Below are 23,256 nucleotides of genomic sequence, written 5' to 3' on the forward strand. Positions count from 1 at the left end.
ACATGTCCAAAAACTTTTACGAATTCAAACCCTTCAACGTTGGCCGCTGGGTCGTGTGGAGCCTGTTTGCACTGGTTTTGCTGCTGGCGCCAGCGGTGTTCACCAGCGGCCTGTCGCATACCATGCTCAGCCAGATGGGCATCGCCATCATCGTCTGCCTGTCCTACAACATCCTGCTGGGGCAGGGCGGCATGCTCAGCTTCGGTCACGCCGTGTACTCGGGCCTGGGCTCATTCCTGGCGATCCATACGCTCAACATGGTCAGCAAGGGAAGTCTGCCGATTCCGGTCAGCCTGATTCCAATCGTGGGCGGCCTGTCATCGGTCGCGTTCGCACTGGTGCTGGGCTGGGTCACGACCAAAAAGGCGGCAACCCCGTTCGCCATGATCACGCTGGGCATTGGTGAACTGGTCTGGGCCAGTTCGCTGATGTTTCCTGAGTTCTTCGGGGGCGAAGGTGGCGTCTCGGGTAACCGGGTAACGGGTGCCGAGGCGGGCGGCATCGCCAAGGCCCTGGGCATCACCTTTGGTCCACAGATCCAGTTGTACTACCTGATCGCCATCTACACCTTTGTCTGCACAGCGCTGATGTACGCCTTCACGCGCACGCCGCTTGGCCGCATGCTCAATGCGGTGCGCGACAACCCGGAACGGGTGGAGTTTGTAGGCTACGACACGCAAAAAGTGCGCTACTTCGCCTTTGTCATCGCCGCCTTTTTTGCCGGTGTCTCGGGCGGGCTGGCGGCCTTGAACTTCGAGATCGTCACCTCCGAAGTGGTGGGTGGGCCGCGTTCGGGCGCCTACCTGCTGTTCACCTTCCTCGGTGGTGCCACTTTTTTCTTTGGCCCCATCATTGGCGCCATCCTGATGGTGCTGGCTTTTGTGCTGCTGTCTGAATTCACCAAGGCCTGGCTGCTCTACCTCGGGCTGGTGTTCCTGTTCATGGTGATGTACGCCCCCGGCGGTGTGGCCAGCCTGATCATGATGAACCTGCGTGTGGCGGCCTTCGGCAAACTCAAACAGCTGTGGGTCAGCTACCTGGCCCTGGCAGTCACGGCGCTGATTGCCCTGGCCGGGGCCGCGACGATGATCGAGATGGTCTACCACCTGCAGCTTAACGAGGTGCTGGGCTCCAACCTGCAATTCCTGGGTGCCACCCTGAACGCCAAGAGCATCAACAGCTGGTTTGGCGCCGGCTTTGTCATGGCCACCGGACTGTTCCTGTTTGAAATCACCCGCCGCCAGTTCCTGAAGGAGTGGAGTGTGATCCAGGAATACATCGAAAAAGAAATCAAGCGCCGGGAGGCCCCATGACCGTCGCCGATGCCAGTTACGCACTGGAACTCAAAAACCTGCGCAAGAGCTTCGGCAAGACCGAGATCATCCGTGGCGTGGATCTGGCGGTGCGCCCGAGCGAACGTGTGGCCATCATCGGCCCCAACGGCGCCGGAAAATCCACGCTATTCAACCTGATCAGCGGGCGCTTCGAGCCCACCAGCGGCGACGTGCTGCTGCAGGGCCAACGCATCAATGGACTGCGCCCGTTCGAGATCAACCGTCTGGGCCTTTCGCGCAGCTTCCAGATCACCAACATTTTCCCCAAGCTCAGTGTGTTCGAGAACCTGCGCTGCGGTGTGTTGTGGAGCCTGGGCTACAAGTACACCTGCTTCAAGTTCCTCGCCGGACTGGACGACGCCAACGACCGCGCCGATGAGCTCATGAAGATGATCAAGCTCGACAAGAAGCGTGACGTTCTGGCCATCAACCTGACCTACGCAGAGCAACGAGCGCTGGAAATCGGCATCACTATCGCGGGCGGCGCCGGCGTGATCCTGCTCGACGAGCCGACGGCCGGCATGAGCCGCAGCGAGACCAGCCGTTTCATCAGCCTGATCAAGGAAGTGACTGTGGGCAAGACTCTGCTGACCGTGGAGCACGACATGGGCGTGGTGTTCGGCCTGGCCGACAGGATCGCCGTCGTGGTGTACGGGGAGGTTCTGGCATTCGATACGCCGGATGCGGTACGCGCCAACCCGCGCGTGCAGGAAGCCTACCTGGGATCGCATGTGGCGGATACCCAGGCGGGAGGGCACTGAACATGACCTCCACGCTTGTCACTTCGTGTACTACGCTTCCCCCCGCGGGGTCCAAAGGTTGCCCAGGGCCGGCGCGTCGGAGTCTTTCATGCTGAAAATAGAAAACCTCCACGCCTACTACGGCAAGAGCCATGTGCTGCACGGCGTCCACTTTGATGTGCAGCCCGGTGAAATTGTGGCCCTGCTGGGCCGCAACGGTTCCGGCCGCTCCACCACGGCCAAGGCCATCATGGGGCTCGTTGAATGCGAAGGCGACATTCAATGGAAAGGCCGGCAAATCGTCGGCCACAAGGCCTACGAAGTGGCGCACCTGGGCATTGGCTACGTGCCGGAAAACCGCGATATTTTCCCGACCCTCACAGTGCACCAGAACCTGATGCTGGGCCAGAAAGGCAAGGGCAAGGGTAGCCGCTGGTCATTCGAGGACATGTACCAGATGTTCCCGCGTCTCAGGGAGCGCCAGCACACCGAAGCGGGCGTGCTGTCGGGCGGCGAGCAGCAGATGCTGACCTTGTGCCGTACGCTGATGGGCGACCCCGACCTGATCATCATCGACGAGCCGACTGAGGGCCTGGCCCCGAAAATTGTCGAGCTGGTGGGCCAGTACCTGCAGACCCTGAAGGCCAAGGGCATCTCGGTGCTGCTGATCGAGCAGAAACTGACCATTGCCATGGCTATTTCCGACCGGGCGCTGGTCATGGGCCATGGGAGTATCGTGTTCCAGGGCACGCCGGACAGCCTGCGCGCCGACACCTACATCCGCAAGGAGTGGCTGGAAGTCTGACGCTTCTTGTCACGGCTGGGACAAGGCGGGCAGGGCCCAGGGTTGCACTGCAACATAAGCCCTCTACAATGACAAAAAGAACGGTCGTACTATTTTTGGGTGCTGACCGTCTGAAGATTCCGTCCCGGCCAGGCAGATGGCCGGGTCATACCCAACAAAGGAAAACAAATGACAGCCAAATATGAAGTTCACGGCAGCGTCGCAGTGATCACCCTGGACAACCCGCCGGTCAACGGCCTGGGTCACGCCACCCGCTTGGGCATCACTGACGGCCTGCAAAAAGCCAATGCCGATGCGGCTGTCAAATCGATCGTCATCACCGGTGCCGGCAAGGCCTTCTCCGGCGGCGCCGACATCAAGGAATTCGGCTCGCCCAAAGCGCTCGCCGAGCCCAACCTGCTGAGCGTCATCCTTGCGGTGGAGAACTCGTCCAAACCGGTGGTGGCTGCGGTTCACTCTGTCTGCATGGGCGGCGGGCTGGAACTCTCACTGGGCTGCCATTACCGCATCGCTGCCCCAGGCTGCAACGTGGCCCTGCCTGAAGTCAAGCTGGGCCTGATCCCCGGCGCCGGCGGCACGCAGCGCCTGCCGCGTGCCCTGGGTGTAGAGCCTGCGCTGAACATGATCGTCAGCGGCGAGCCGGTCAAGAGTGAGTTGCTGGCCCAGATCCCCGGCCAGAAGCTGTTCGACAAGATGGCGGCATCCGCAGAATCACTGGCCCAGGAAGCGCTGGCCTTTGCCCAGGCCGTGTCCGACACGCGCCCCTTGCCGCTGGTGCGCAACATGCCTTGCAAGCACCCCAACGGCGACGCCTACTTCCAGTTTGCACGCAACATGGTCAAGGGCATGGCCAAAAACTTTCCCGCGCCGGCCAAGTGCGTGGATGCGGTTGAAGCTGCGACCAAGAAGAAATTCGATGACGGCATGGCCTTCGAGCGCGAGATCTTCATCAACCTGATGTGGACCCCGGAAAGCAAGGCGCTGCGCCACATTTTTGCGGCCGAGCGTGCTGCCTCCAAGATTCCCGACGTGCCGGAAGACACGCCCAAGCGCGAGATCAAGTCCATTGCAGTCATTGGCGCCGGCACCATGGGCGGCGGCATTGCCATGAACTTCCTGAACGCTGGCATCCCCGTCAAGATGCTGGAGATGAAGCAGGAAGCGCTGGACAAAGGCATTGCCACCATCCGCAAGAACTACGAAGCCCAGCTCAAGAAGGGCAAGCTCAAGCAGGACAAATACGACCAGCGCATGGGCCTGCTCAGCACCACGCTGAGCTACGACGACCTGAAAGACGCCGACCTGGTCATCGAGGCCGTGTTCGAGGAAATGGGCGTCAAGGAAAAAGTGTTCAAGGAACTCGACCGTGTGATGAAGCCCGGCGCCATCCTGGCCTCCAACACTTCCACGCTGGATGTCAACAAGATCGCCTCGTTCACCAAGCGCCCGCAGGACGTGGTGGGCATGCATTTCTTCAGCCCGGCCAACGTGATGAAACTGCTCGAAGTGGTGCGCGGTGAAAAAACCGCCAAGGACGTGTTGGCCACGGTGATGGCCGTCAGCAAGAAGATCAAGAAAACCGCAGTGGTGTCCGGCGTGTGCGACGGCTTCATCGGCAACCGCATGATCGAGCAATACGGCCGCCAGGGCGGTTTCCTGCTCGACGAAGGCTGCACGCCCGCGCAGGTCGACAAGGCGATGGAGAAGTTCGGCATGGCCATGGGCCCCTTCCGCATGGGCGACCTGGCCGGCAACGACATCGGCTGGGCCATCCGCAAGCGCCGCTACCAGGAAAAGCCGGATATGAAGTACAGCAAGACCGCCGATCTGCTGTGCGAGAAGGGCCGCTTTGGCCAGAAAACCGGCGCGGGCTGGTACGACTACGTGCCCGGAAAACGCGACGCCATTCCGAACGCCGAAGTGGTCAAGATGATTGAAGACCACCGCGCCTCGCTGGGCATCACACCCCGCAAGATCTCCGACGAAGAAATCGTCCAGCGCCTGGTCTATGCCCTCGTCAACGAGGCAGCCCATATTCTGGAAGAGGGCATTGCCTCCCGGGCCAGCGACATCGACATGGTCTACCTCATGGGTTATGGCTTCCCGATCTACCGCGGCGGCCCCATGAACTACGCCGACCAGGTGGGCCTGTTCAACGTGGTGCAGAGCATGAAGCGTTTTGCCCAGAATCCGCTGGACGACGCCAAATTCTGGCAACCGGCGCCCCTGCTGGCCAAGCTGGCTGCCGAAGGCAAGACGTTCAATTAATTTCCGGAGATTCACATGACTTCAGCTGTAATCGTTTCCACCGCCCGCACCCCCCTGGCCAAAAGCTGGAAGGGCTCTTTCAACATGACCCACGGCGCCACCCTCGGTGGCCACGCGGTTGAACACGCGATCAAACGCGCCGGCATCGAGGCGGGCGAGGTTGAGGACGTGATCATGGGCTGCGCCAACCCCGAAGGCGCGACCGGCGCCAACATCGCACGCCAGATCGCGCTGCGCGCCGGCTGCCCCATCACCGTGTCGGGCATGACGGTCAACCGTTTCTGCTCGTCCGGACTGCAGACCATCGCCATGGCAGCCCAGCGCATCATCGCTGGCGAAGCCGATATCTATGTGGCCGGCGGCGTAGAAAGCATTTCCTGCGTGCAGCAGGAAATGAACACCCACATGCTGGCCGACTCCTGGCTGGTCAAGAACAAGCCCGAGATCTACTGGAACATGCTGCAAACCGCGGAGCAGGTCGCCAAGCGTTACGGCATCTCGCGTGAGCAGATGGACGAATACGGTGCCGCCAGCCAGCAGAAGGCCACGGCCGCCCTGGCTGCCGGCCTGTTCGACGCCGAAATTGCCCCCATCACCGTCACCATGGGTGTGGCCGATCCCGTCATGGGCCTGACCACCAAACAGGTCACGGTCAGCAAGGACGAAGGCATTCGCGAGGGCACAACGAAGGAAGGCATCAGTGGCATCAAGCCCGCCATTTCCGGCGGCGTGATTTCGGCCGGCAATGCCAGCCAGTTCTCCGACGGCGGCGGCGCTGTTGTGGTGATGAACGAAACAGTGGCCGAGAAAAAGGGCCTGAAGCCGCTGGGCCGCTTCCTCGGCTTTGCGGTGGCGGGTTGCGAGCCTGACGAAATGGGTATCGGCCCCGTCTTCGCCATCCCCAAGGTGCTGGCGCGCCTGGGCCTGAAGGTCAGCGATATCGACCTGTGGGAACTCAACGAAGCCTTCGCCGTGCAGGTGATTTACTGCCGCGACAAGCTGGGCATTCCGATGGACAAGCTCAACGTCAATGGCGGCGCGATTGCGGTCGGCCACCCCTACGGCGTCAGCGGCCAGCGCCTGACAGGCCACGCCCTGATCGAAGGCAAGCGCCGCGGCGCCAAACGTGTCTGCGTGACCATGTGTATTGGCGGTGGCATGGGCGCGGCCGGCATTTTCGAAGTCCTGTAACAGGCGTTCACGCACATGGATGAAACCCTGCTCCTTCAGAAAGGGCAGGCGTTTCTGGCCCTTCAGCCTTTCAGCGTGCTGATAGGCGCCGAGCTCCATGCCCTGTCCGTCGGACAGTGCGAACTGCACGTGCCCGTCACACCCGAAATCCTCCAGCAAAACGGCTTTGTGCATGGCGGCGTGGTCAGTTACGCGGCCGACAACGCCTTGACCTACGCCGGCGGTACGGCGCTGGACTGGGCCGTCGTCACCTCCGAATTCAAGATCAATTACGTGCGGCCCGCGGTCGGTGAACGCCTGATTGCGCGCGCCGAAGCCATACACGCCGGCAAATCGCAGGCGGTTTGCCGTTGCGACGTGTTTGTCCTGGTCGATGGCCAGGAAAAACTCTGCGCCGTGGCCCAGGGCACGATTGCACGCCTGCCAGGCAAAACCAGCGCCACCTGACCCCTCCAGATCGGATCACCATGAGCCTGAGACCCACCCTTGATTTCCTGCTCTACCAGTGGCTGGACGCCGAGTCGCTGAACCAGCGCGAGCGTTTTGCAGACCATTCGCGCGAAACTTTCGACGCGGTGTTCGACACCTGCGAGCGCATCGCGCGCGAAAAATACGCGCCTTTCAACCGGCTGGTCGATACGCAGGAGCCGCAGTTCGACGGCGAGAAAGTCATCCTGCCGCAAGCCACGCACGAGGCGCACAAAGCCTATGCCGGCTCGGGCATGCTCAGCGCGGCGCAGGACTACGAAGAGGGCGGCATGCAGTTGCCTTACACCATCGAGGCGGCGGCCAACTGCTTTTTTGCCATGGCTTCGGTCAGCATGGGCTCCAGCCTGCTGACCAAAGGTAATGCCAACCTGCTGCTGGTGCACGGCACCGAGGCGCAGAAAGAAGTGTTCGCGCGCAACGAGTTCGCCGGGCGCTTTTCCGGCACCATGTGTCTGAGCGAGCCGCAGGCCGGCTCCTCGCTGAGCGACATCACGACACGCGCCGTTCCAGATGGCGCCGATTTCGAGGCAGAGCCGCTCGGGCCGCGTTACCGCCTCAAGGGCAACAAGATGTGGATCTCGGCCGGCGAGCACGAGCTGACCGAGAACATCATCCACCTGGTGCTGGCCAAGATCCCCGGGCCGGACGGCAAGCTGATTGCCGGCACACGCGGCATCTCGCTGTTCATCGTGCCCAAGAAGATGCTGGGTGCCGACGGCCAGCTCACCGGCGAGCGCAACGATGTGGCCCTGGCCGGCCTGAACCACAAGCTCGGTTGGCGCGGCACCACCAACACGCTACTCAATTTCGGCGAAGGCAAATACCCGGTGGGCGGGGAGGCCGGTGCGGTCGGCTACCTGGTCGGCAAGCCGCATGAAGGCCTGCGTTGCATGTTCCACATGATGAACGAGGCGCGCATAGGCGTCGGCACCGCTGCCGTCATGCTGGGCATGGCCGGTTACTACGCCTCGCTCGACTACGCAAAAAACCGGCCGCAGGGCAGGCCGGTCGGCCCCGCAGGCAAGGACTCGGCCCAGCCCCAGGTGCGCATCATCGAACACGCCGACGTCAAACGCATGCTGCTCGCGCAGAAGGCCTATTGCGAAGGTGCGCTGGCACTGGAGCTGTACTGCGCCCGACTGGTGGATGAGCAGCACACCGCCGAAGCCCAGGCCGCCGATGAGGCGCGGCTTCTGCTGGAAGTACTCACGCCGATTGCAAAAAGCTGGCCCAGCGAGTGGTGCCTGGAAGCCAACTCATTGGCCATCCAGATCCACGGCGGTTACGGTTACACACGCGACTTTCCGGTGGAGCAGTACTGGCGCGACAACCGCCTGAACATGATCCACGAGGGCACCCACGGCATCCAGGCCACCGACCTGCTGGGCCGCAAGGTGCTGATGGAAGGCGGCAAGGGCCTGCAGCTGCTGGCTGCGCGCATCAACGCAACCATCGCGCGGGCCATCCAGGTGCCCGAACTCGCCGCCCATGCCAACGCACTGGGCCAAGCACTGCAGCAGGTGGGCGCGACCACCAAAGCGGCCTGGGCCACCGGCAACCCAGCCGATGCACTGGCCAACGCCGTGCCCTACATGCAGGGCTTCGGCCACACCGTGCTGGCCTGGATCTGGCTCGACGTGGCGCTGGCCGCCCTAAAGGCAGATGCTACAAAATCGATAGCTGTTACGGCAGGTAAACTGGGCGCATTGCGTTACTTTTATCACTACGAATTGCCTAAAATCGACGCCTGGCTCCAGGTGGTTGCAAGCCGCGACCTGACCTGTGCCGACTTGCCGGAGGAGGCTTTCTGATGGGGTTTTTCAAGGAATCGGGGGGCACCACGTCGAACAAGTCGATTGCCCGCCTGCAGACGCTGATCTGGGTCCTCATTTATGGCGGGCTGCTCACGCTGGTGCTGGGCCTGTCGGTGCAGCGCACCCACGACCCACTCGGCTGGTCCATGGTGGTGGGCGGCGGCATTGTGGCAGCCATCGGCTTTTCGCTGATCTATGTCCGCTCCCGCCTGACTCCCGGCGATTGACCCCTTTCCGCTCCCGGCCGTCTACCGCGCGACAGCCGGAAGGCTTGCATTGCGCGACACTCTTTTCCATCTTTTCCCCACAACAAGGAGCCCGACCATGACCCGTACCATCCAGCAGCTGTTCGACCTCACCGGCAAGACCGCGCTGGTCACCGGCGGCTCGCGCGGCCTGGGCCTGCAGCTGGCGCAGGCACTCGGCGAAGCCGGCGCCCAAATCATGCTGAGTTCGCGCAAGGCCGAAGACCTCGAGGAGTCTGCCGCCACGCTGAAGGCCGCCGGCATCGCGGTGGACTGGATCGCCGCCGACTGCTCGAAAGAAGCGGACATCCGCGCGCTCGCCGATGAAACCATCAAGCGTTTCGGCCATGTGGACATCCTGGTCAACAACGCCGGTGCCGCCTGGGGCGCGCCCGCCGAAGACCACCCGGTCGAGGCCTGGGACAAGGTCATGAACCTGAACATCCGCGGCTACTTCATCCTGAGCCAGCACATCGCCAAACACAGCATGATCGCGCGCCGTTCCGGCCGCATCATCAACGTCGCGTCCATCGCCGGCCTGGGCGGCAACCCGCCGGAGATGACCACCGTGGCCTACAACACGTCCAAGGGCGCGGTCATCAACTTCACTCGTGCGCTGGGCTGCGAATGGGGCAAGTACAACATCACCGTCAACGCCATCTGCCCGGGTTTCTTCCCGAGCAAGATGACCGTCGGCACCCTCAAGGCACTGGGCGAGGAAAAACTCGCCGCCCACGCGCCGCTGAAGCGCCTCGGCGACGACGAAGACCTCAAGGGCCTGTGTGTGCTGTATGCCTCGGACGCCGGCAAACACATCACCGCGCAGTGGATGGCTGTAGATGGCGGTGTCTCCGCAGTAACCGGTGGCTAGTGTGGGCTACTGCGCAGGCGTGATGCTTCGTTGGGCGGTGCTCGGAATCCTCACGTACCTGAGTACGTTCCGGTTCCTGCGCTCCGTCCGCCTCGCCTGACGCCTGCTCGCTACGCCCACGGGACCAATATCAGGACACATATGAACTTCGGCGTCGAGATTCCTTTCGTTCATCACCTCGGCTTCGAGCTGATGCTGTTCGAGGGCGGGCATTCGCAGATCGACTATCTGCCCATGCCCGAGCACCTCAACTCCTTTCATGTGACACACGGCGGGGCGCTGATGACCCTGCTTGACGTGACCATGGCGACGGCGGCGCGCAGTGTGCTGCCGGACATGGGCGTGGTCACCATCGAGATGAAAACCAGCTTCATGCAGCCGGCGCGTGGCAAGCTCAGCGGCAAGGGCCGGCTCATGCACCGCACTGCCACCATGGCTTTTACCGAAGCCACGATTTACGATGAAGAAGGCCGCGCCTGTGCCCATGCCACCGGCACCTTCAAATACGTCAAGCGCCTGCCGGTTGGGCCGAAAGATGTGAATCCCCTCAACACCGTCATCTCGACGGATTAGATATTCTTTAAACAAAATCATGCTCCAGCCCTTATTCCACGGGCGCAAGCAGCTCCCAAATCAATAGCAAATCAGGAGACTTCCATGCCAAAGAACCAGCAAATCCTTCTCGACAACCGTCCCACCGGCGAAGCCGTCGCCAGCAACTTCAAGCTCGTCAGCAGCGACACCCCGGCGCTGCAAGATGGCCAGGTGCTGGTGCGCCACCACTTCATGAGCCTGGACCCCTACATGCGCGGCCGCATGAACGACGCCAAGAGTTATGCCCAGCCGCAGGCGCTCGGCCAGGTCATGGGTGGCGGCACGGCCGGCGAAGTGGTCGAGTCGAAAAACCCCAAGTTCGCCGTCGGTGACAAGGTGGTCGGCATGGGCGGCTGGCAGGAATACAGCGTGGTGGATGCGAACCAGCCCGGCGCACTGCGCAAGGTGGACACCACCCATGTGCCGCTGTCGCACTACCTGGGCGCAGTCGGCATGCCGGGCGTCACCGCCTGGTACGGCCTGGTGAAAATCATCGAGCCCAAAGCCGGCCAGACGGTGGTGATCAGCGCCGCCACCGGTGCGGTGGGCAGTGCCTTCGGTGCGCTGGCCAAGGCGCGCGGCTGCCGCGCCGTCGGTATTGCGGGTGGCCCCGACAAATGCAAATACGCGGTCGAGGAGCTCGGTTTTGACGCCTGCATCGACTACAAGCAGCACAAGGACGCTGCCTCGCTGTCCAAGGCGCTCAAGGAGGCCTGCCCGGACGGTATTGACGGCTACTTCGAAAACGTCGGCGGCATGATTCTGGACGCCGTGTTGACCCGTATGAACGCCTTCGGCCGCATTGCCCTGTGCGGCATGATTGCCGGTTATGACGGTCAGCCGCTGCCCCTGACTTACCCGCAGCTGATCCTGACCAATCGCCTGAAAATCGAAGGCTTCATCGTCAGCGAGCACATGGAAGTCTGGCCCGAGGCCCTGAAGGAACTGGGCACGCTGGTCGGCACCGGCAAGCTCAAGCCGCGCGAAACGATTGCGCAGGGTATCGCCGCTGCCCCGGAAGCTTTCCTGGGTTTGCTCAAAGGAAGAAACTTCGGCAAACAACTGGTCAAACTGATCTGAGTCGGCTACTGCGCGGCCATCATGCGTTGTTGGGCGGTGCTCGAAATCCTCACGTACCTGAAGTACGCTCCGGTTTCTCCGCGCCGTCCGCCTAGCCTGATAGCCGCTCGCTACGCCTCCAGCGCGGGCCCAAAGGAGATGCGAATATGACCCATGAAGTCTTCAACCAGCCAGACCCTCTGGCCGACTACAACCTGTTCGACACCAACCGCGGCCTGCGTGATGCGCTGAAATTCAACGCGCCCAAGCTGGCCACGAAGGACCTCAGTGCGCTGGGTGCAAGCCTAGGCAGCACGGACATGCAAACCCACGCGCGTCTGGCCAACACCCACACGCCGCAACTGCACAGCCATGACCGCTTCGGCCGCCGGGTGGATCAAGTGGAGTTTCATCCGAGTTATCACGTGCTCATGGATGCTGCGACCAGGGCCGGACTGCACGGGACGCCGTGGAACGGCGAGGGCTCCTCTCCACACGTGCTCAGAGCCGCCGGATTCATGCTATTCACCGAGCTCGAGCCATCCATCCTTTGCCCGATCTCCATGACCTACGCGGTCACGCCGGCGCTGCGCGACAACGCCGCCATCCACGCCGACTGGGCACCCAGGCTCACCAGCCGTGCCTACGATCCGGCACTCAAGCTGTTCTCGGAAAAAACCGGTGTGACCATGGGCATGGGCATGACCGAAAAGCAGGGCGGGTCCGACGTGCGCGCCAACACGACACAGGCCGCGGCGGACGGCAGCGACGCCTGGGGCCAGCGCTACCGTCTGACCGGCCACAAATGGTTTTTCTCGGCGCCCATGTGCGACGCTTTCCTGGTGCTGGCGCAGGCACCGGCCGGACTCAGCTGCTTCTTTATTCCGCGCGTGTTGCCTGACGGCGGCCTCAACGCGATCCGCATCCAGCGCCTGAAAGACAAACTGGGCAACAAGGCCAACGCCAGTTCCGAGGTCGAATTCGACAACGCCACCGCCTGGCTGGTCGGCGAGGAAGGCCGCGGCGTGCCGCAAATCCTCGAGATGGGCACCATGACCCGGCTGGACTGCGCCCTCGGTACCAGCGGCCTCATGCGCCAGGCCCTGAGCATTGCCCTGAATCACTGCGCCCAGCGCCAGGCTTTCGGCAAACCGCTGATACACCAGCCCCTGATGCGCAATGTGCTGGCTGACCTGGCACTCGAATCCGAAGCCGCCACCGCGCTGTCCATCCGCCTGGCGCGCGCCTTTGACCACAGCACCGACCCGCATGAGCAGGCCATGGCGCGCCTGCTCACGCCAGTGGCCAAGTTCTGGATCTGCAAACGCGGCAGCCACTTCGCCCAGGAGGCCATGGAATGCCTGGGCGGCAACGGATATGTGGAAGAGGGCGGCGAAGGCATCATGGCCCGCATCTACCGCGAGATGCCGCTCAACTCCATCTGGGAAGGCGCCGGCAACATCATGGCGCTGGACCTGCTGCGTGCGCTGCGCAAGGCCGATGCAGGCGCCGCGCTAGCGCGGGAACTGGCACCGGCCAAAGGCGCCCATCCTGCGCTGGACCGCCTCGCTGCCGCCTTGCCGACCCGCGTGGAAGAAATGGCGACTGAAATGGAGGCACGCCGGCTCGCGCAGGACGTGGCCCTCGCCGTGCAGGCTGCGCTGCTTTACCAAAGCGCACCGGCCGCCGTGTTCAGCGCTTTCTGTGATTCCCGCCTGGCCGGCAACTGGGGCCAGGCTTTCGGCACCCTTGGGGCGGGCGTGGATTTTGATGCCCTGATCACCCGCGCCATGCCTCGATAACACCAACTCGAAAGAACCCCCATGGCCGACCTGATTCTTCATCACTACCCGAATTCACCTTTCTCGGAAAAGATCCGGCTGATCCTGGGCTACAAGCAGCTCGCCTGGAAGTCGGTCGTCATTCCAGCCCTCATGCCCAAGCCCGACGTGGTGGCTCTTACCGGCGGTTACCGCAAGACACCGTTCATGCAGGTCGGTGCCGACATTTTTTGCGACAGCGCGCTGATCTCCGACGTGCTCGAACACCTGCAACCCACGCCCTCCATCTACCCCGAGCCAGGCAAGGGCCTGGCGCGTACCCTGGCACAGTGGGCCGACAGCACGCTGTTCTGGGCGGCCATGGCGCACAACCTTGGGCCCAAGGGAGCAGCCCACATGTTTGCCGGCGGGCCGCCCGAAGCGGCCCTGGCGTTTGGCGAAGACCGCAAAGCCATGAGTGCCGGCATGGTGCGCCTGCGCCCGGCCGACGCCGCCGCGGCCTACAAGTCTTACCTGCGGCGCCTGTCGGACATGCTCGACGACCAGCCCTTTTTGCTCGGCCAGGTGCCGTGCATTGCCGACTTTTCCGCCTACCACCCGCTGTGGTTCACACGCGTGCGCACACCGGTGGTGGCCGACATCCTGCAGCTCACCCCCGCCGTGCTCGAGTGGATGGACCGCATGAACGCCATCGGCCACGGCAGCATGGAAAAATTCGATGCTGCCGGGGCCATCGCCGTTGCTGCTGAAGCAGAACCGATGGTGGTGGGCCACGGCCTGCTGCGCGACAGCACCTTTCAGGACGAACACGGCATTCCGCTGGGCAGCCGCGTCACGGTCACGGCAGAAAGTTTCGGGCCGGAGCCCACAGAGGGCGAGCTGATTGCCGCGACACGCACGCACTACACCCTGAGCCGCAGGGACGAGCGCGCCGGCACGCTGCACGTGCATTTCCCGCGCATCGGTTACGTGCTGAAAGCTGTCGCCCCGGCATGAGCAGGATCGCCTGGCGGTCTGTTCCATTTGCGGCGCTGACCGCCGCTGAACTCTATGAAGCCCTGCAGCTTCGCTCGGAAGTTTTCGTGATGGAGCAAGCCGGTATCTACCAGGACATGGACGGTTCGGACCAGCAGGCGATGCATGTTCTTGGCGTGCGTGATGGCCAGCTTGTGGCTTATGCGCGCTGCTTTTCAGCCGGCGTGAAGTTTGCGGAAGCCAGCATAGGGCGCGTCATCATCCGCCAGATCCTGCGCGGAAGCGGCATGGGCCACGAGCTCATGCGCCAGGCCATCGCCTGCGTGTCCGGGCAGTGGGGTGCGCAGCCCATACGCATAGGCGCACAGGCGCGGCTCGAGAAATTTTATGTGCAGCATGGATTTGCAAAAGCAGGGGAGCCCTACATCGAAGACGGCATTCCCCACATCGAAATGCTGCGTCCTCTTTCATTTCAGGAGTAATTCATGATCAAAAATTTCAAAGGCAAAACCGCCGTTCTCACCGGCGCCGGTTCGGGCTTCGGCCTCGAGTGCGCGCGTATTGGTGCCCGGCTCGGCATGAACCTGGTGCTGGCCGATGTGCAGCAGGACGCGCTGGACAAAGCCGCAGCCGAGATGACCGCCGCCGGTGCGCAGGTGCTGGCTTTTCGCCTCGACGTGTCCAAAGCCGCCGAGGTGGAAGCCCTGGGCGCCGCCGTGCTGGCACGTTTCGGTGCGCCGCATTTTGTCTTCAACAATGCCGGCGTGGGCGCAGGGGGTCTGATCTGGGAAAACACGCTCAAAGACTGGGAGTGGGTCATAGGCGTCAACCTCATGGGCGTGGCGCACGGCGTACGCGTGTTCACGCCCATGATGCTCGAAGCCGCCAAAAAAGACCCGGCCTGGCAGGGCCACATCGTCAACACGGCCAGCATGGCAGGCCTGCTGAACGCGCCCAACATGGGCATCTACAACGTCAGCAAACATGCGGTGGTCAGCATGAGCGAAACCCTGTACCAGGACTTGGCGCTGGTGACCGACCAGATCAGCGCCTCGGTGCTGTGCCCCTTCTTTGTACCCACCGGCATCGGCCAGAGCCAGCGCAACCGGCCGGACGAACTGCCGGCCGCCAAGCCGACCAAAAGCCAATTGATTGGGCAGGCCATGAGCGACAAGGCCGTGAACTCGGGCAAGGTGACGGCAGCCGAAGTGGCGCAAAAAGTGTTCGATGCGGTTGCCGCCAACCAGTTCTACATCTACAGCCACCCCAAGGCCATCGGCTCGGTGCAGACCCGGCTGGAAGACATCCTGCAGGCGCGCAACCCGACCAACCCGTTTGCGCACAAGCCGGAGATCGGCGAGGAGCTCAAGAAGGCGTTGCGCGAGGCCTGAGCCAATCTAATCCAGCAGGCGTCCGGTTGAAGGCAGGCGGTTGGAGCGCACCTGCTCGTCCGTCAGTTCAGAGCCTTGCCACATCAGCACATCGGAGGCGCCGGCGCCCAGTGCCATTTCCCGGAAGGCCCGGATTTCCACCTGGGTGAAGCCGCCGGCCGGATCACCCAGCGGATGAAACACCATGCGCGGCATCGTCGCGAACCAGCTGGACCCGGTCAGTTTGCGAATGAAGGCTTTCACAACCTGCTCAGCGGCAGTGAAGTCTCCGACCATGGTGCGGGGATGGGCAAAAGGGTTGAGAACTTCCACAGAGGGCGTGGCCCGGTGCAGCGAGGCCTCGACGCCCACCCCCAGGATTTGCGCCTTCTTCGGCCCGCGCAGGATGGCGATTTCAGGCACTTCGGAAATGAAGGCACCGGTCCTGACATTGCGTATCGTCAACCTCTCCGGCGAAAGGCGCAGGTAAAGGGGATGGCTGAAGAAGTCGAGGAGTTTGGACATGGGCCGAATATAGCAAGCACAACCCGGCACGCAGCCATACGCTCTTTCCGGCCTGAACGCCACTGCGCGAAAACTTCCATAATCCGCCTCATGGCATCGACGATTTCACACTTTTCAGCCCGTGGGAAGGAGTGGCCATGTTGATCGCCACCGCACTGCAGTCCGGCCCCATCGAGGTCGTGGACTACCGCTGCAACAGCGGTCCCGATGCCACGCCTTTCACCGAGGTGCACGGCGGCTACTCGGTGTCCTACGTGCGCAAGGGCAGCTTTGGCTACCGTACGCGCGGCGAGAGTTATGAACTGGTGGCCGGCTCGGTGCTGGTGGGTCACCCGGGCGACGAGTTCATGTGCACGCATGACCACCATGTCTGCGGCGACGAGTGCCTGGCTTTTCATCTTTCGCCGGGCTTTGTCGACCTGATCGGCGGCGACGCCGGCACCTGGCGCACCGGCGGCCTGCCTCCCTTGCCCGAACTCGTGGTGCTGGGCGAGCTGGCGCAGGCGGCGGCTGCGAACCAGAGCGATGTCGGCCTGGACGAAGCCGGCCTGTGGTTCGCCTCCCGTTTTGTGGACGTGGTGGCAGGCCGCCGGCCAACGCCGCAGCGCGCCACCGCCCAGGACCGCCAGCGTGCCGTGGACGCGGCGATGTGGATCCACACCCATTCGCAGGAAGACATTGCCCTTGAGCACGCCGCCAGCCAGGCGGGGCTGAGCCCGTTTCACTTCCTGCGGCTGTTCTCGCGGGTACTCGGCGTCTCGCCGCACCAGTACCTGGTGCGCTCCCGGCTGCGCCACGCGGCGCGGCTGCTGGCCGATGGCGACCGGTCCGTCACCGATGTGGCGCTGGACGTCGGGTTTGCCGACCTCAGCAACTTCGTGCGCACCTTCCACCGTGCGGCCGGCGTCTCACCGCGCGCCTTCCGCCAGGCCGCGAGGAAGGGGCTGAAAGGGGAGCGCAAGATTCTCCAAGACCGCATGGCCGCGCTGCTCGATGATGACCGCTTGACTCACTCTTCAAGCAGGAAATCACCATGTACGACCACCTCGGCATAAAGGTCAGGGACCTCGCAGCCAGCATCCGTTTTTATGAAGCCGCACTGGCACCGCTGGGCCATGTGCTGGGCTCCCACGACGACAGCTACGCCGGCATCGGCCCGGCCGATGCACCGGCCTTGTGGCTTTACGCAGCCAAAGGCGCCAAGGGTCCGGGTACCCACATTGCGTTCCGTGCAGCCAGCCACAAGGCCGTAGACTCCTTTTACAAGGCCGGCCTGAAGGCCGGTGCCAGTGACAACGGCGGGCCCGGCCCGCGCCCGGACTACAGCCCGACCTATTACGCGGCCTTCCTGATCGACCCTGACGGCAACAACGTCGAAGCTGTCTGCCCCTGAGCCGGAGACATACCATGACCACGGTTTACAGGGAATTCATGGTCGAGGCCGGCGTGAACCAGGTCTGGGACGCGTTGCGTGATTTCGGTGCCGTGCACCAGCGCCTGGCGCCCGGCTTTGTGACCGACTGCCGGCTGGAAGAAGGCGCGCGCATCGTGACCTTCGCCAGCGGCCTGGTGGCGCGTGAACTGCTGGTCGGCCTCGACGAGTCCGCCCGCCGGCTCTGCTATTCAGTGGCAGGCGGCAAGGCGACACACCACCAGGCGTCGGCGCAGGTATTTGCCGAAGGTGAGGACCGGACGCGCTTTGTCTGGATCACCGATGTGCTGCCAGCCGAGCTTGCCGGCTTTGTTGACGCCATGATGGCGCAGGGCATCGAGGTGATGAAACACACGCTGTCCCCCCAGACGCCGGCCGGTTCGGGCCGATCAAACGACATCCCTTAGGCGGGCTGAAGTGCAAACGTCACCTTGACGGCGGGCGTCGCCTGCGTTCGTCCGGCAGGACGCGCCGCGGCAACTGAAGGCGTCACGACCAGGCTGAGGGATGAAGGCTCCATCGCGTAGATCAGCGCGCGGCGGTGTTCCGTGGTCAGAAAACTGCCGCCCGCGTCCACCATGATGTCGCGCGGATCATCATCGAGCGTGACCCACAGGCTGCCTTCATGGCAGAGAATTTGCACGCCGGCGGCGTCGGACACGCTGAACATCGCCTGGTGGGCGAGGCTCAGGGCAATGGGACTTGAATCGGTCGGCATGGCAGGCCTCTCTTTCGGTTTCACATTCGGTATGGAAATGAATATACTGGCCGCCCCCAGAGTGTTCAAACGGTCATTTGGAATCCTTCGCATGCCGCTACCGAATGTGAAATCAACATCTCCCCTGGTGCTCCCCCAGGGCATACGCCGCAGTGAACTGCCGCGGCTGGAGCTGCTCTACAGCTTCGAAGCGGCCGCGCGGACGCTGAGCTTCACGCACGCGGCGGCCGAGTTGTTCCTCACGCAATCGGCCGTCAGCCGGCAGATCCAGCAGCTTGAAGCCGACCTGGGCACGGCGCTGTTCGAACGGCGCCATCGTGCGCTGGCGTTGACCGACGCCGGCAAGGTCATGCAGCGCGCCGTCAGCGACTGCCTGGAGCGGCTGCGCGATGCCACCGCCAGCGTACGCGCCACCACCACCGCGCGGCAGGTGGCCATCACGACCACGCCAGGCTTTGCCTCGCTGTGGCTGATTCCGCGGCTGGCCCGCTTCACCGCCACACACCCCGGGGTCGATGTGCGTATCTCCGCCACGCTGGAAGTGCTGGACCTGGAACGAAGCGGCATCGACGTCTCGGTCCGCCTGAGGACCATCGAGCATGCGGTGGGAAGTGCCCTGTTCGAGGAAACCGTCACCCCTGTGTGTTCACCGCTGCTGCTGAAGAACCGCGCCTTGCCCCTGAAAAAGCCGGCGGACCTGGTGGACCACACCCTGCTTGCCACCGACATGCCTCAGGGCCAGCCGCTGACCATCGACTGGGAGCCCTGGTTCAAGGTCATGGGGCTGCCTGAAGTGCGAATGAAAAACACGCTACGGTTTTCGCAATATTCCGATGTGGTCGCGGCGGCGGTTGCAGGGCAGGGGGTAGCCATCGGGCGCCTGCCTTTGCTCGCCGAGCTGCTGCGGGAGGGCAGGCTGGTCGCGCCCTTCAGCGGCGTGGCCTCACGCATGGGCTACTTTGTGAACATGGCACCGCGTGCCGCCGGCAATGCCGATGCGCAGGATTTCGTCCGCTGGTTGCTGGCCGAAGCTGAAGACGCAAAGATCGTCTGCGCGTGAAACGGGCCCTGATCCGGCGTGCCCAGGTTCCTAGCGGTACTTCGCCGCCGAGATGAACTCCGAAAAAGTCTCGCACCAGACCAGCACGGTGGTGTAGGCAGTGATGTCCACGCCCTCAGGCACGGGCACGACGAAGGTTTCGAACGTCTTGATGTCGCCCACACGCACCGAGCGCGCCTTGAGCTTGAGGAACTGGACCTCGTTTTCAACAAACTCCGGTACCAGGTACAGCTTGTAGTCAGGGCCGGGCGAGATCTTGCCCATCAATGCAATGGTTTGTTTGCCCACCGAAACTTCACCTTCGCCCCAGTGCAACAGGTCGCTGCCCTGCAGGTCACGGCGAAAATTTCCCTTGAACTCGGAACTGCGCGCAATCGCCATGATGCTTTCAAGCGATGGCGTTCCTGGCGCGGTCAGGATCGGCAACAGGTAAATGCCCAGCAAAAAACCAAGCAGCAGCGTGGCGGCATGGGTGCTGGCTAAAACCAGGATTTTCTTCATGTGCCTGAAAGCCGGTTCAGCCCGCGCATTGAAGACTCAGGGCCTGCAGGGTCTTGCCGCTGGCCGGCTCAAACACCACCAGATTGACCTGGCGCTCGTGGCCGGGCGTGGCGGCAAGGCTGCGAAAGCCCAGTTTTTTGGGAGTGGCATCGGCGCTTCTGTAGTCGCCGGCCTGGGTGTATTGCCGCACCACAAAATCGTGTTTCAGGAATTCACCGGCATTTTCGCCAGCCTTCACCTTCGAGTTATGGCCGTGCTCGGTGACTGTCCAGTAGGCCGCCCACGCCGGCACGGGCGCCACCGCGTTGACCGGCGTGACCGTGGCTTCGAACTGATCCGCGGCCAGTTGCCTGAGCTCGATGCGAACCTGGGCGGCTTCCTTCTGGCTGCTGATGTGTTGTTCTGCACCACGCCATTGAGGCCAGTCGCGGCCATTGACAACCACCTGCGGCGTGTAGATGTTTCGCAGCCGGTTCCTGCCGGCAACTTCGCGCTGGCGGGTGGTATGCGCAGGCGCCGCAAAACGGTCCACCCAGCCGATGTAGTCCCAGTAGCCCACATGAAAGGCCTGCACCACCACGTCTTTTCCCTTGAAGGCTGAGGCCCATTTATCAGCCGGCGGGCAGGAGCTGCAGCCTTCGGAGGTGTACAGCTCCAGCACCGGCGTCACCAATGGGCCGGAACCGGCGGTGCACTGATTTTGCATGCCAAATGTGGCTGTAGCGCCCGCCAGTAAAGCGCAGGCAGCTATGAATTTGGAAGCGTTTATAGCCATGGCCGGGGTCCTTGTGAAACGGTAACCCCTCTTGGTCGTGCGGCAGCGCCGCTTCTTACAGCGCTGGTGTGCCCGTCACCCCCGTGAAGCAGGGCTCACAGCAGTGAAGGCGTGTCCACACGTGCCGGCCGGACACCGTCACGGCTGTCCAGTCGGTCTTCCAGCTCGCCGATGTAGGCCGCCAACGTGTTGCCGGACTGGTCGATTTTGGCCACCAGCGCGTCCTGCGTCTGGGCCAGCCGTTCGGCCAGTACCGTGGCATGCGCAGCTTCGCGTTGCTGGGCGGTTTGCGCCTGGGTTTCCAGATAGTGGCGCAGCTCGGTAAAACGCGAAGCTTCGGCCCTGTCGGCGAGTTCGCGCTGGGTGGCGAGCGCGCGGGTGGACTGGCGCATCTCGAGCAGGTGGGTGCTCTGGATGTACAGCGTGGTGGCCAGGAACACCAGCAGCACCGCCACCAGCAGAACCAGCATCACCATGCCCAGCGGCGCCTGCACCGTGGTGACGCCCAGGCTCAGCATGGAAGGCCGGGAGAATTCATCCAGGTTCAGCGCCGCAAAACCAGCCATGAGGACAATGGCAACAATCAGCACAATGGTTCGGATACGCATGGTCGGCTCCAGAAATTGAAGCTTTGATCATGGTGGTCGCCGTCGGGGCCGTCTGTAGGAAAAAAGCCTCTCCGCGCGAGCGCATGGAGCCTGGATCAGCCGGCTTCAGCCAGGTTTTGCTGCACTGTCTGCCGGTTCCGGCGCGCCGGGTGCTGCGGTAGCCTCCGGTTCCATGGCTTCGGCCGCTTCTTCATTGAGCGCCTTGCCAACTTGCTTGGGCCGCGTCAGCGGAGTCGGGGTCCAGCGCCCGCCATGCATCAGGTCGATGCCGCTGCTGATGTCGCCGCACAACTGCAACTGCAGGCGCTCGGCATCCCTGCGGCGAATGTCTTCGGCGATTTCCACCACCTCGGCCTCTTCCACGCCCAGGCGGCGCAGCGCCTCGCTGCTGAAAACCATGGCCGACTCCAGGGTTTCACGCAGCTGGTAGTCCACGCCGCTACGAAGCAATTCGATCGCGTGCTGGCGGTCATAGGCACGCGCCAGCACCGGCGTGAGCGGGAACTCGTGCTTGGCCAGCTCAACGATGCGGCTGGTGGCTTCTTTTCTATCAACGCAGACCAATATGGCACGCGCATGGCTTGCACCGCTGGCATGCAGCACGTCCAGGCGTGTGCCGTCGCCGTAATACACCTTGAAGCCGAACTTCGCTGCCGCGCGAATCATGTCGGTGTCGTTTTCGATGATGGCAATGTCGATGCCGCGCGCGAGAAGCGACTGGCTGGCAATCTGGCCGAAGCGGCCGAAGCCGATGATGAGCACGCTGCCCTTGAGGCCATCGGTCTCTTCCACGCTTTCCACGCCGTCCATGTCCTGCTCGGGTTTGTCGGGCAGGAACCAGCGCAGCGACAAAACGGCCAGCGGGGTCAGCGCCATCGAGATGATGATGGCGGCCGTCAGGATGGCATTGACATTGGCTTCCACAATGCCGGCCGCAGCCGCAGCCGAATACAGCACAAAGGCAAACTCGCCGCCCTGGGCCATCATGGCCGTGCGTTGCAAGGCATCACCGTGGTTTGATTTTGTGATGCGGGCCACCGTGTAAATGCCAACGCCCTTGAGCGCCATGTAGGCCAGCACACCGCCAAGAATCAGCGGCCAGTCGGCCAGGACCAGCTTGAGGTCCAGCGACATGCCCACGCCCATGAAAAACAGGCCCAGCAAAATGCCGCGGAAGGGTTCGATGTCGGCTTCGAGCTGATGGCGGAAGGTGGATTCGGACAACATCACGCCGGCGGCAAAAGCCCCCAGCGCCATCGACAGGCCGCCCCACTGCATGGCCAGGGCAGCGCCCAGCACCACCAGCAGGGCTGCGGCCGTCATGACTTCGCGTGCCTTGGCCCGCGCCAGCACGCGAAACAGCGGGTTCAGCAGCCAGCGGCTGACCGCCACCAGGCCAATGATGGCCGCCAGTGCCACACCGATGCTGACCCAGCGCGATACGCCGGTGCCATCGGCCGGTTCCGGCGATAAAAAGGCCACGATGGCCAGCAAAGGAACAATCGCCAGGTCTTCCAGCAGCAGGATGGACACCATGCGCTGGCCGCGCGGTGTCGAGGTGTCGCCGCGCTCTTCGAGCAGCTGCATCACGATGGCCGTGGAAGAAAGCACAAACCCCATGGCGGCAATAAAGGCCACCACCGGCTTGAGCCCGGCCCCCATGCCCAGAGCCGTGAGCAGGGCGCCGCAAACCACCACCTGCATCAGGCCCAGGCCGAAGATCTGGCGCCGCAGCGTCCACAGCCGGGTCGGCTGCATCTCCAGTCCAATGACAAAGAGGAACATCACCACGCCCAGTTCGGCCAGGTGCAGGATGGTTCCGGCCTCGCTGAACAGGCCCAGGCCAAAGGGGCCGATGGCCAGCCCGGCGGCCAGATAACCCAGCACCGAGCCCAGGCCCAACCGCTTGAAAAGCGGCACGGCCAGCACACCGGCGGCCAGCAAAATCACCACCTTGACCAGCTCACTGCCTTGTTCGACTGCCATGCGACTCCTGCGTGCCGGGTTGAGAGAAGGGAGGGGGAGATGTTATCGGACTTTTCAGGGGCAGGGCCGCCCCGGCGATGTGGCACACTCGCCCACTTTCTCCAGGGTAATTTCA

Annotated in this window: 25 protein-coding genes; 19 read left to right on the forward strand and 6 right to left on the reverse strand. The window is 63.1% G+C overall.

Annotated features, from left to right (window positions below; genetic code table 11):
- Positions 1-2 precede the first annotated feature (2 nt).
- The 15 genes from WA904_RS05310 to WA904_RS05380 all read left to right on the forward strand — a co-directional run bounded on the left by WA904_RS05310 (position 3) and on the right by WA904_RS05380 (position 15,557).
- The gene (locus WA904_RS05310) at positions 3-1,313 is read left to right on the forward strand and encodes a branched-chain amino acid ABC transporter permease (protein ID WP_425196081.1); all 1,311 of its coding nucleotides are present in this window, start codon (positions 3-5) and stop codon (positions 1,311-1,313) included.
- Complete coding sequence (locus tag WA904_RS05315) at positions 1,310-2,095, forward strand: ABC transporter ATP-binding protein (RefSeq protein ID WP_425196082.1); 786 nt, start codon at positions 1,310-1,312, stop codon at positions 2,093-2,095. The genes WA904_RS05310 and WA904_RS05315 overlap by 4 nt, the downstream gene beginning before the upstream one ends.
- A gap of 88 nt (positions 2,096-2,183) precedes the next feature.
- Positions 2,184-2,879 carry an ABC transporter ATP-binding protein gene (locus tag WA904_RS05320; RefSeq protein ID WP_425196083.1) on the forward strand — a complete coding sequence of 232 codons (696 nt, stop codon included), beginning with the start codon at positions 2,184-2,186 and terminating at the stop codon, positions 2,877-2,879.
- A gap of 168 nt (positions 2,880-3,047) precedes the next feature.
- Positions 3,048-5,147 carry a 3-hydroxyacyl-CoA dehydrogenase NAD-binding domain-containing protein gene (locus WA904_RS05325; RefSeq protein ID WP_425196084.1) on the forward strand — a complete coding sequence of 700 codons (2,100 nt, stop codon included), beginning with the start codon at positions 3,048-3,050 and terminating at the stop codon, positions 5,145-5,147.
- 15 nt (positions 5,148-5,162) lie between these two features.
- Positions 5,163-6,338: an acetyl-CoA C-acyltransferase gene (locus WA904_RS05330; protein WP_425196085.1), complete on the forward strand. Its 1,176-nt coding sequence runs from the start codon at positions 5,163-5,165 to the stop codon at positions 6,336-6,338.
- Between the two features lie 15 nt (positions 6,339-6,353).
- Positions 6,354-6,785: a PaaI family thioesterase gene (locus WA904_RS05335; protein WP_425196086.1), complete on the forward strand. Its 432-nt coding sequence runs from the start codon at positions 6,354-6,356 to the stop codon at positions 6,783-6,785.
- 20 nt (positions 6,786-6,805) lie between these two features.
- Positions 6,806-8,638, forward strand: a complete 1,833-nt coding sequence (locus tag WA904_RS05340; RefSeq protein WP_425196087.1) for an acyl-CoA dehydrogenase — start codon at positions 6,806-6,808, stop codon at positions 8,636-8,638.
- Positions 8,638-8,868: a hypothetical protein gene (locus WA904_RS05345; protein WP_425196088.1), complete on the forward strand. Its 231-nt coding sequence runs from the start codon at positions 8,638-8,640 to the stop codon at positions 8,866-8,868. The genes WA904_RS05340 and WA904_RS05345 overlap by 1 nt, the downstream gene beginning before the upstream one ends.
- A gap of 97 nt (positions 8,869-8,965) precedes the next feature.
- Positions 8,966-9,757 (forward strand): SDR family oxidoreductase, encoded by a 792-nt coding sequence (locus WA904_RS05350; RefSeq protein ID WP_425196089.1) that lies wholly within the window; start codon positions 8,966-8,968, stop codon positions 9,755-9,757.
- Between the two features lie 141 nt (positions 9,758-9,898).
- A complete protein-coding gene (locus WA904_RS05355) occupies positions 9,899-10,330 on the forward strand; it encodes a PaaI family thioesterase (RefSeq protein ID WP_425196090.1) in 432 nt (143 codons plus the stop codon).
- Positions 10,331-10,414: 84 nt separating this feature from the next.
- Positions 10,415-11,431, forward strand: coding sequence for an NADP-dependent oxidoreductase (locus WA904_RS05360; protein WP_425196091.1), 1,017 nt, complete (start codon positions 10,415-10,417; stop codon positions 11,429-11,431).
- Positions 11,432-11,577: 146 nt separating this feature from the next.
- Complete coding sequence (locus tag WA904_RS05365) at positions 11,578-13,212, forward strand: isovaleryl-CoA dehydrogenase (RefSeq protein WP_425196092.1); 1,635 nt, start codon at positions 11,578-11,580, stop codon at positions 13,210-13,212.
- A 21-nt stretch (positions 13,213-13,233) separates the two neighbouring features.
- Positions 13,234-14,187: a glutathione S-transferase family protein gene (locus tag WA904_RS05370; protein WP_425196093.1), complete on the forward strand. Its 954-nt coding sequence runs from the start codon at positions 13,234-13,236 to the stop codon at positions 14,185-14,187.
- Positions 14,184-14,648 (forward strand): GNAT family N-acetyltransferase, encoded by a 465-nt coding sequence (locus tag WA904_RS05375; protein ID WP_425196094.1) that lies wholly within the window; start codon positions 14,184-14,186, stop codon positions 14,646-14,648. The genes WA904_RS05370 and WA904_RS05375 overlap by 4 nt, the downstream gene beginning before the upstream one ends.
- Before the next feature lie 3 nt (positions 14,649-14,651).
- Positions 14,652-15,557 (forward strand): SDR family oxidoreductase, encoded by a 906-nt coding sequence (locus tag WA904_RS05380; RefSeq protein WP_425196095.1) that lies wholly within the window; start codon positions 14,652-14,654, stop codon positions 15,555-15,557.
- 6 nt (positions 15,558-15,563) lie between these two features.
- On the opposite strand, the gene WA904_RS05385 is transcribed toward WA904_RS05380, so the two are convergent.
- On the reverse strand, positions 15,564-16,061 hold the full coding sequence (locus tag WA904_RS05385) for a rod shape-determining protein (RefSeq protein ID WP_425196096.1): 498 nt from the start codon (positions 16,059-16,061) through the stop codon (positions 15,564-15,566).
- A gap of 137 nt (positions 16,062-16,198) precedes the next feature.
- On the opposite strand from WA904_RS05385, the gene WA904_RS05390 reads away from it, so the two are divergent.
- The 3 genes from WA904_RS05390 to WA904_RS05400 are packed head-to-tail and all read left to right on the forward strand — an operon-like array spanning position 16,199 to position 17,900.
- Positions 16,199-17,116 (forward strand): helix-turn-helix domain-containing protein, encoded by a 918-nt coding sequence (locus tag WA904_RS05390; protein ID WP_425196097.1) that lies wholly within the window; start codon positions 16,199-16,201, stop codon positions 17,114-17,116.
- Positions 17,095-17,454, forward strand: coding sequence for a VOC family protein (locus WA904_RS05395; RefSeq protein WP_425196098.1), 360 nt, complete (start codon positions 17,095-17,097; stop codon positions 17,452-17,454). The genes WA904_RS05390 and WA904_RS05395 overlap by 22 nt, the downstream gene beginning before the upstream one ends.
- Before the next feature lie 14 nt (positions 17,455-17,468).
- Entirely contained in the window at positions 17,469-17,900 is a 432-nt protein-coding gene (locus tag WA904_RS05400; RefSeq protein WP_425196099.1) for an SRPBCC family protein, read from the forward strand.
- On the opposite strand, the gene WA904_RS05405 is transcribed toward WA904_RS05400, so the two are convergent.
- Positions 17,897-18,211, reverse strand: a complete 315-nt coding sequence (locus tag WA904_RS05405; protein WP_425196100.1) for a DUF2917 domain-containing protein — start codon at positions 18,209-18,211, stop codon at positions 17,897-17,899. The two genes, WA904_RS05400 and WA904_RS05405, sit on opposite strands and share 4 nt — an antisense overlap.
- A 91-nt stretch (positions 18,212-18,302) precedes the next feature.
- Between WA904_RS05405 and WA904_RS05410 the strand changes: the two genes are divergently transcribed.
- Positions 18,303-19,271, forward strand: coding sequence for a LysR substrate-binding domain-containing protein (locus WA904_RS05410; RefSeq protein WP_425196101.1), 969 nt, complete (start codon positions 18,303-18,305; stop codon positions 19,269-19,271).
- A 30-nt stretch (positions 19,272-19,301) separates the two neighbouring features.
- Here the strand turns inward: WA904_RS05410 and WA904_RS05415 are convergent, their stop codons facing one another.
- The 4 genes from WA904_RS05415 to WA904_RS05430 all read right to left on the reverse strand — a co-directional run bounded on the left by WA904_RS05415 (position 19,302) and on the right by WA904_RS05430 (position 23,141).
- Entirely contained in the window at positions 19,302-19,772 is a 471-nt protein-coding gene (locus tag WA904_RS05415) for a DM13 domain-containing protein (RefSeq protein ID WP_425196102.1), read from the reverse strand.
- 16 nt (positions 19,773-19,788) lie between these two features.
- Complete coding sequence (locus WA904_RS05420) at positions 19,789-20,547, reverse strand: DUF1223 domain-containing protein (protein WP_425196103.1); 759 nt, start codon at positions 20,545-20,547, stop codon at positions 19,789-19,791.
- Positions 20,548-20,642: 95 nt separating this feature from the next.
- A complete protein-coding gene (locus WA904_RS05425; RefSeq protein WP_425196104.1) occupies positions 20,643-21,155 on the reverse strand; it encodes a hypothetical protein in 513 nt (170 codons plus the stop codon).
- A gap of 105 nt (positions 21,156-21,260) precedes the next feature.
- On the reverse strand, positions 21,261-23,141 hold the full coding sequence (locus tag WA904_RS05430; protein ID WP_425196105.1) for a monovalent cation:proton antiporter-2 (CPA2) family protein: 1,881 nt from the start codon (positions 23,139-23,141) through the stop codon (positions 21,261-21,263).
- Positions 23,142-23,256 lie beyond the last annotated feature (115 nt).

This window comes from Polaromonas sp., assembly GCF_049790275.1.
Taxonomy (GTDB): Bacteria; Pseudomonadota; Gammaproteobacteria; order Burkholderiales; family Burkholderiaceae_C; genus Polaromonas.

Excerpts from the sequence above, each read along its gene's own strand:
- WA904_RS05400 (WP_425196099.1), top strand. The coding sequence starts at position 17,469 with ATGACCACGGTTTACAGGGAATTCATGGTCGAGGCCGGCGTGAACCAG.
- WA904_RS05335 (WP_425196086.1), top strand. The coding sequence starts at position 6,354 with ATGGATGAAACCCTGCTCCTTCAGAAAGGGCAGGCGTTTCTGGCCCTT.
- WA904_RS05420 (WP_425196103.1), bottom strand. The coding sequence starts at position 20,547 with ATGGCTATAAACGCTTCCAAATTCATAGCTGCCTGCGCTTTACTGGCG.
- WA904_RS05345 (WP_425196088.1), top strand. The coding sequence starts at position 8,638 with ATGGGGTTTTTCAAGGAATCGGGGGGCACCACGTCGAACAAGTCGATT.
- WA904_RS05430 (WP_425196105.1), bottom strand. The coding sequence starts at position 23,141 with ATGGCAGTCGAACAAGGCAGTGAGCTGGTCAAGGTGGTGATTTTGCTG.
- WA904_RS05380 (WP_425196095.1), top strand. The coding sequence starts at position 14,652 with ATGATCAAAAATTTCAAAGGCAAAACCGCCGTTCTCACCGGCGCCGGT.
- WA904_RS05360 (WP_425196091.1), top strand. The coding sequence starts at position 10,415 with ATGCCAAAGAACCAGCAAATCCTTCTCGACAACCGTCCCACCGGCGAA.
- WA904_RS05340 (WP_425196087.1), top strand. The coding sequence starts at position 6,806 with ATGAGCCTGAGACCCACCCTTGATTTCCTGCTCTACCAGTGGCTGGAC.
- WA904_RS05405 (WP_425196100.1), bottom strand. The coding sequence starts at position 18,211 with ATGCCGACCGATTCAAGTCCCATTGCCCTGAGCCTCGCCCACCAGGCG.
- WA904_RS05365 (WP_425196092.1), top strand. The coding sequence starts at position 11,578 with ATGACCCATGAAGTCTTCAACCAGCCAGACCCTCTGGCCGACTACAAC.
- WA904_RS05355 (WP_425196090.1), top strand. The coding sequence starts at position 9,899 with ATGAACTTCGGCGTCGAGATTCCTTTCGTTCATCACCTCGGCTTCGAG.
- WA904_RS05385 (WP_425196096.1), bottom strand. The coding sequence starts at position 16,061 with ATGTCCAAACTCCTCGACTTCTTCAGCCATCCCCTTTACCTGCGCCTT.
- WA904_RS05350 (WP_425196089.1), top strand. The coding sequence starts at position 8,966 with ATGACCCGTACCATCCAGCAGCTGTTCGACCTCACCGGCAAGACCGCG.
- WA904_RS05395 (WP_425196098.1), top strand. The coding sequence starts at position 17,095 with ATGTACGACCACCTCGGCATAAAGGTCAGGGACCTCGCAGCCAGCATC.
- WA904_RS05320 (WP_425196083.1), top strand. The coding sequence starts at position 2,184 with ATGCTGAAAATAGAAAACCTCCACGCCTACTACGGCAAGAGCCATGTG.
- WA904_RS05330 (WP_425196085.1), top strand. The coding sequence starts at position 5,163 with ATGACTTCAGCTGTAATCGTTTCCACCGCCCGCACCCCCCTGGCCAAA.
- WA904_RS05370 (WP_425196093.1), top strand. The coding sequence starts at position 13,234 with ATGGCCGACCTGATTCTTCATCACTACCCGAATTCACCTTTCTCGGAA.
- WA904_RS05310 (WP_425196081.1), top strand. The coding sequence starts at position 3 with ATGTCCAAAAACTTTTACGAATTCAAACCCTTCAACGTTGGCCGCTGG.
- WA904_RS05325 (WP_425196084.1), top strand. The coding sequence starts at position 3,048 with ATGACAGCCAAATATGAAGTTCACGGCAGCGTCGCAGTGATCACCCTG.
- WA904_RS05375 (WP_425196094.1), top strand. The coding sequence starts at position 14,184 with ATGAGCAGGATCGCCTGGCGGTCTGTTCCATTTGCGGCGCTGACCGCC.
- WA904_RS05415 (WP_425196102.1), bottom strand. The coding sequence starts at position 19,772 with ATGAAGAAAATCCTGGTTTTAGCCAGCACCCATGCCGCCACGCTGCTG.
- WA904_RS05425 (WP_425196104.1), bottom strand. The coding sequence starts at position 21,155 with ATGCGTATCCGAACCATTGTGCTGATTGTTGCCATTGTCCTCATGGCT.
- WA904_RS05390 (WP_425196097.1), top strand. The coding sequence starts at position 16,199 with ATGTTGATCGCCACCGCACTGCAGTCCGGCCCCATCGAGGTCGTGGAC.
- WA904_RS05315 (WP_425196082.1), top strand. The coding sequence starts at position 1,310 with ATGACCGTCGCCGATGCCAGTTACGCACTGGAACTCAAAAACCTGCGC.
- WA904_RS05410 (WP_425196101.1), top strand. The coding sequence starts at position 18,303 with ATGCCGCTACCGAATGTGAAATCAACATCTCCCCTGGTGCTCCCCCAG.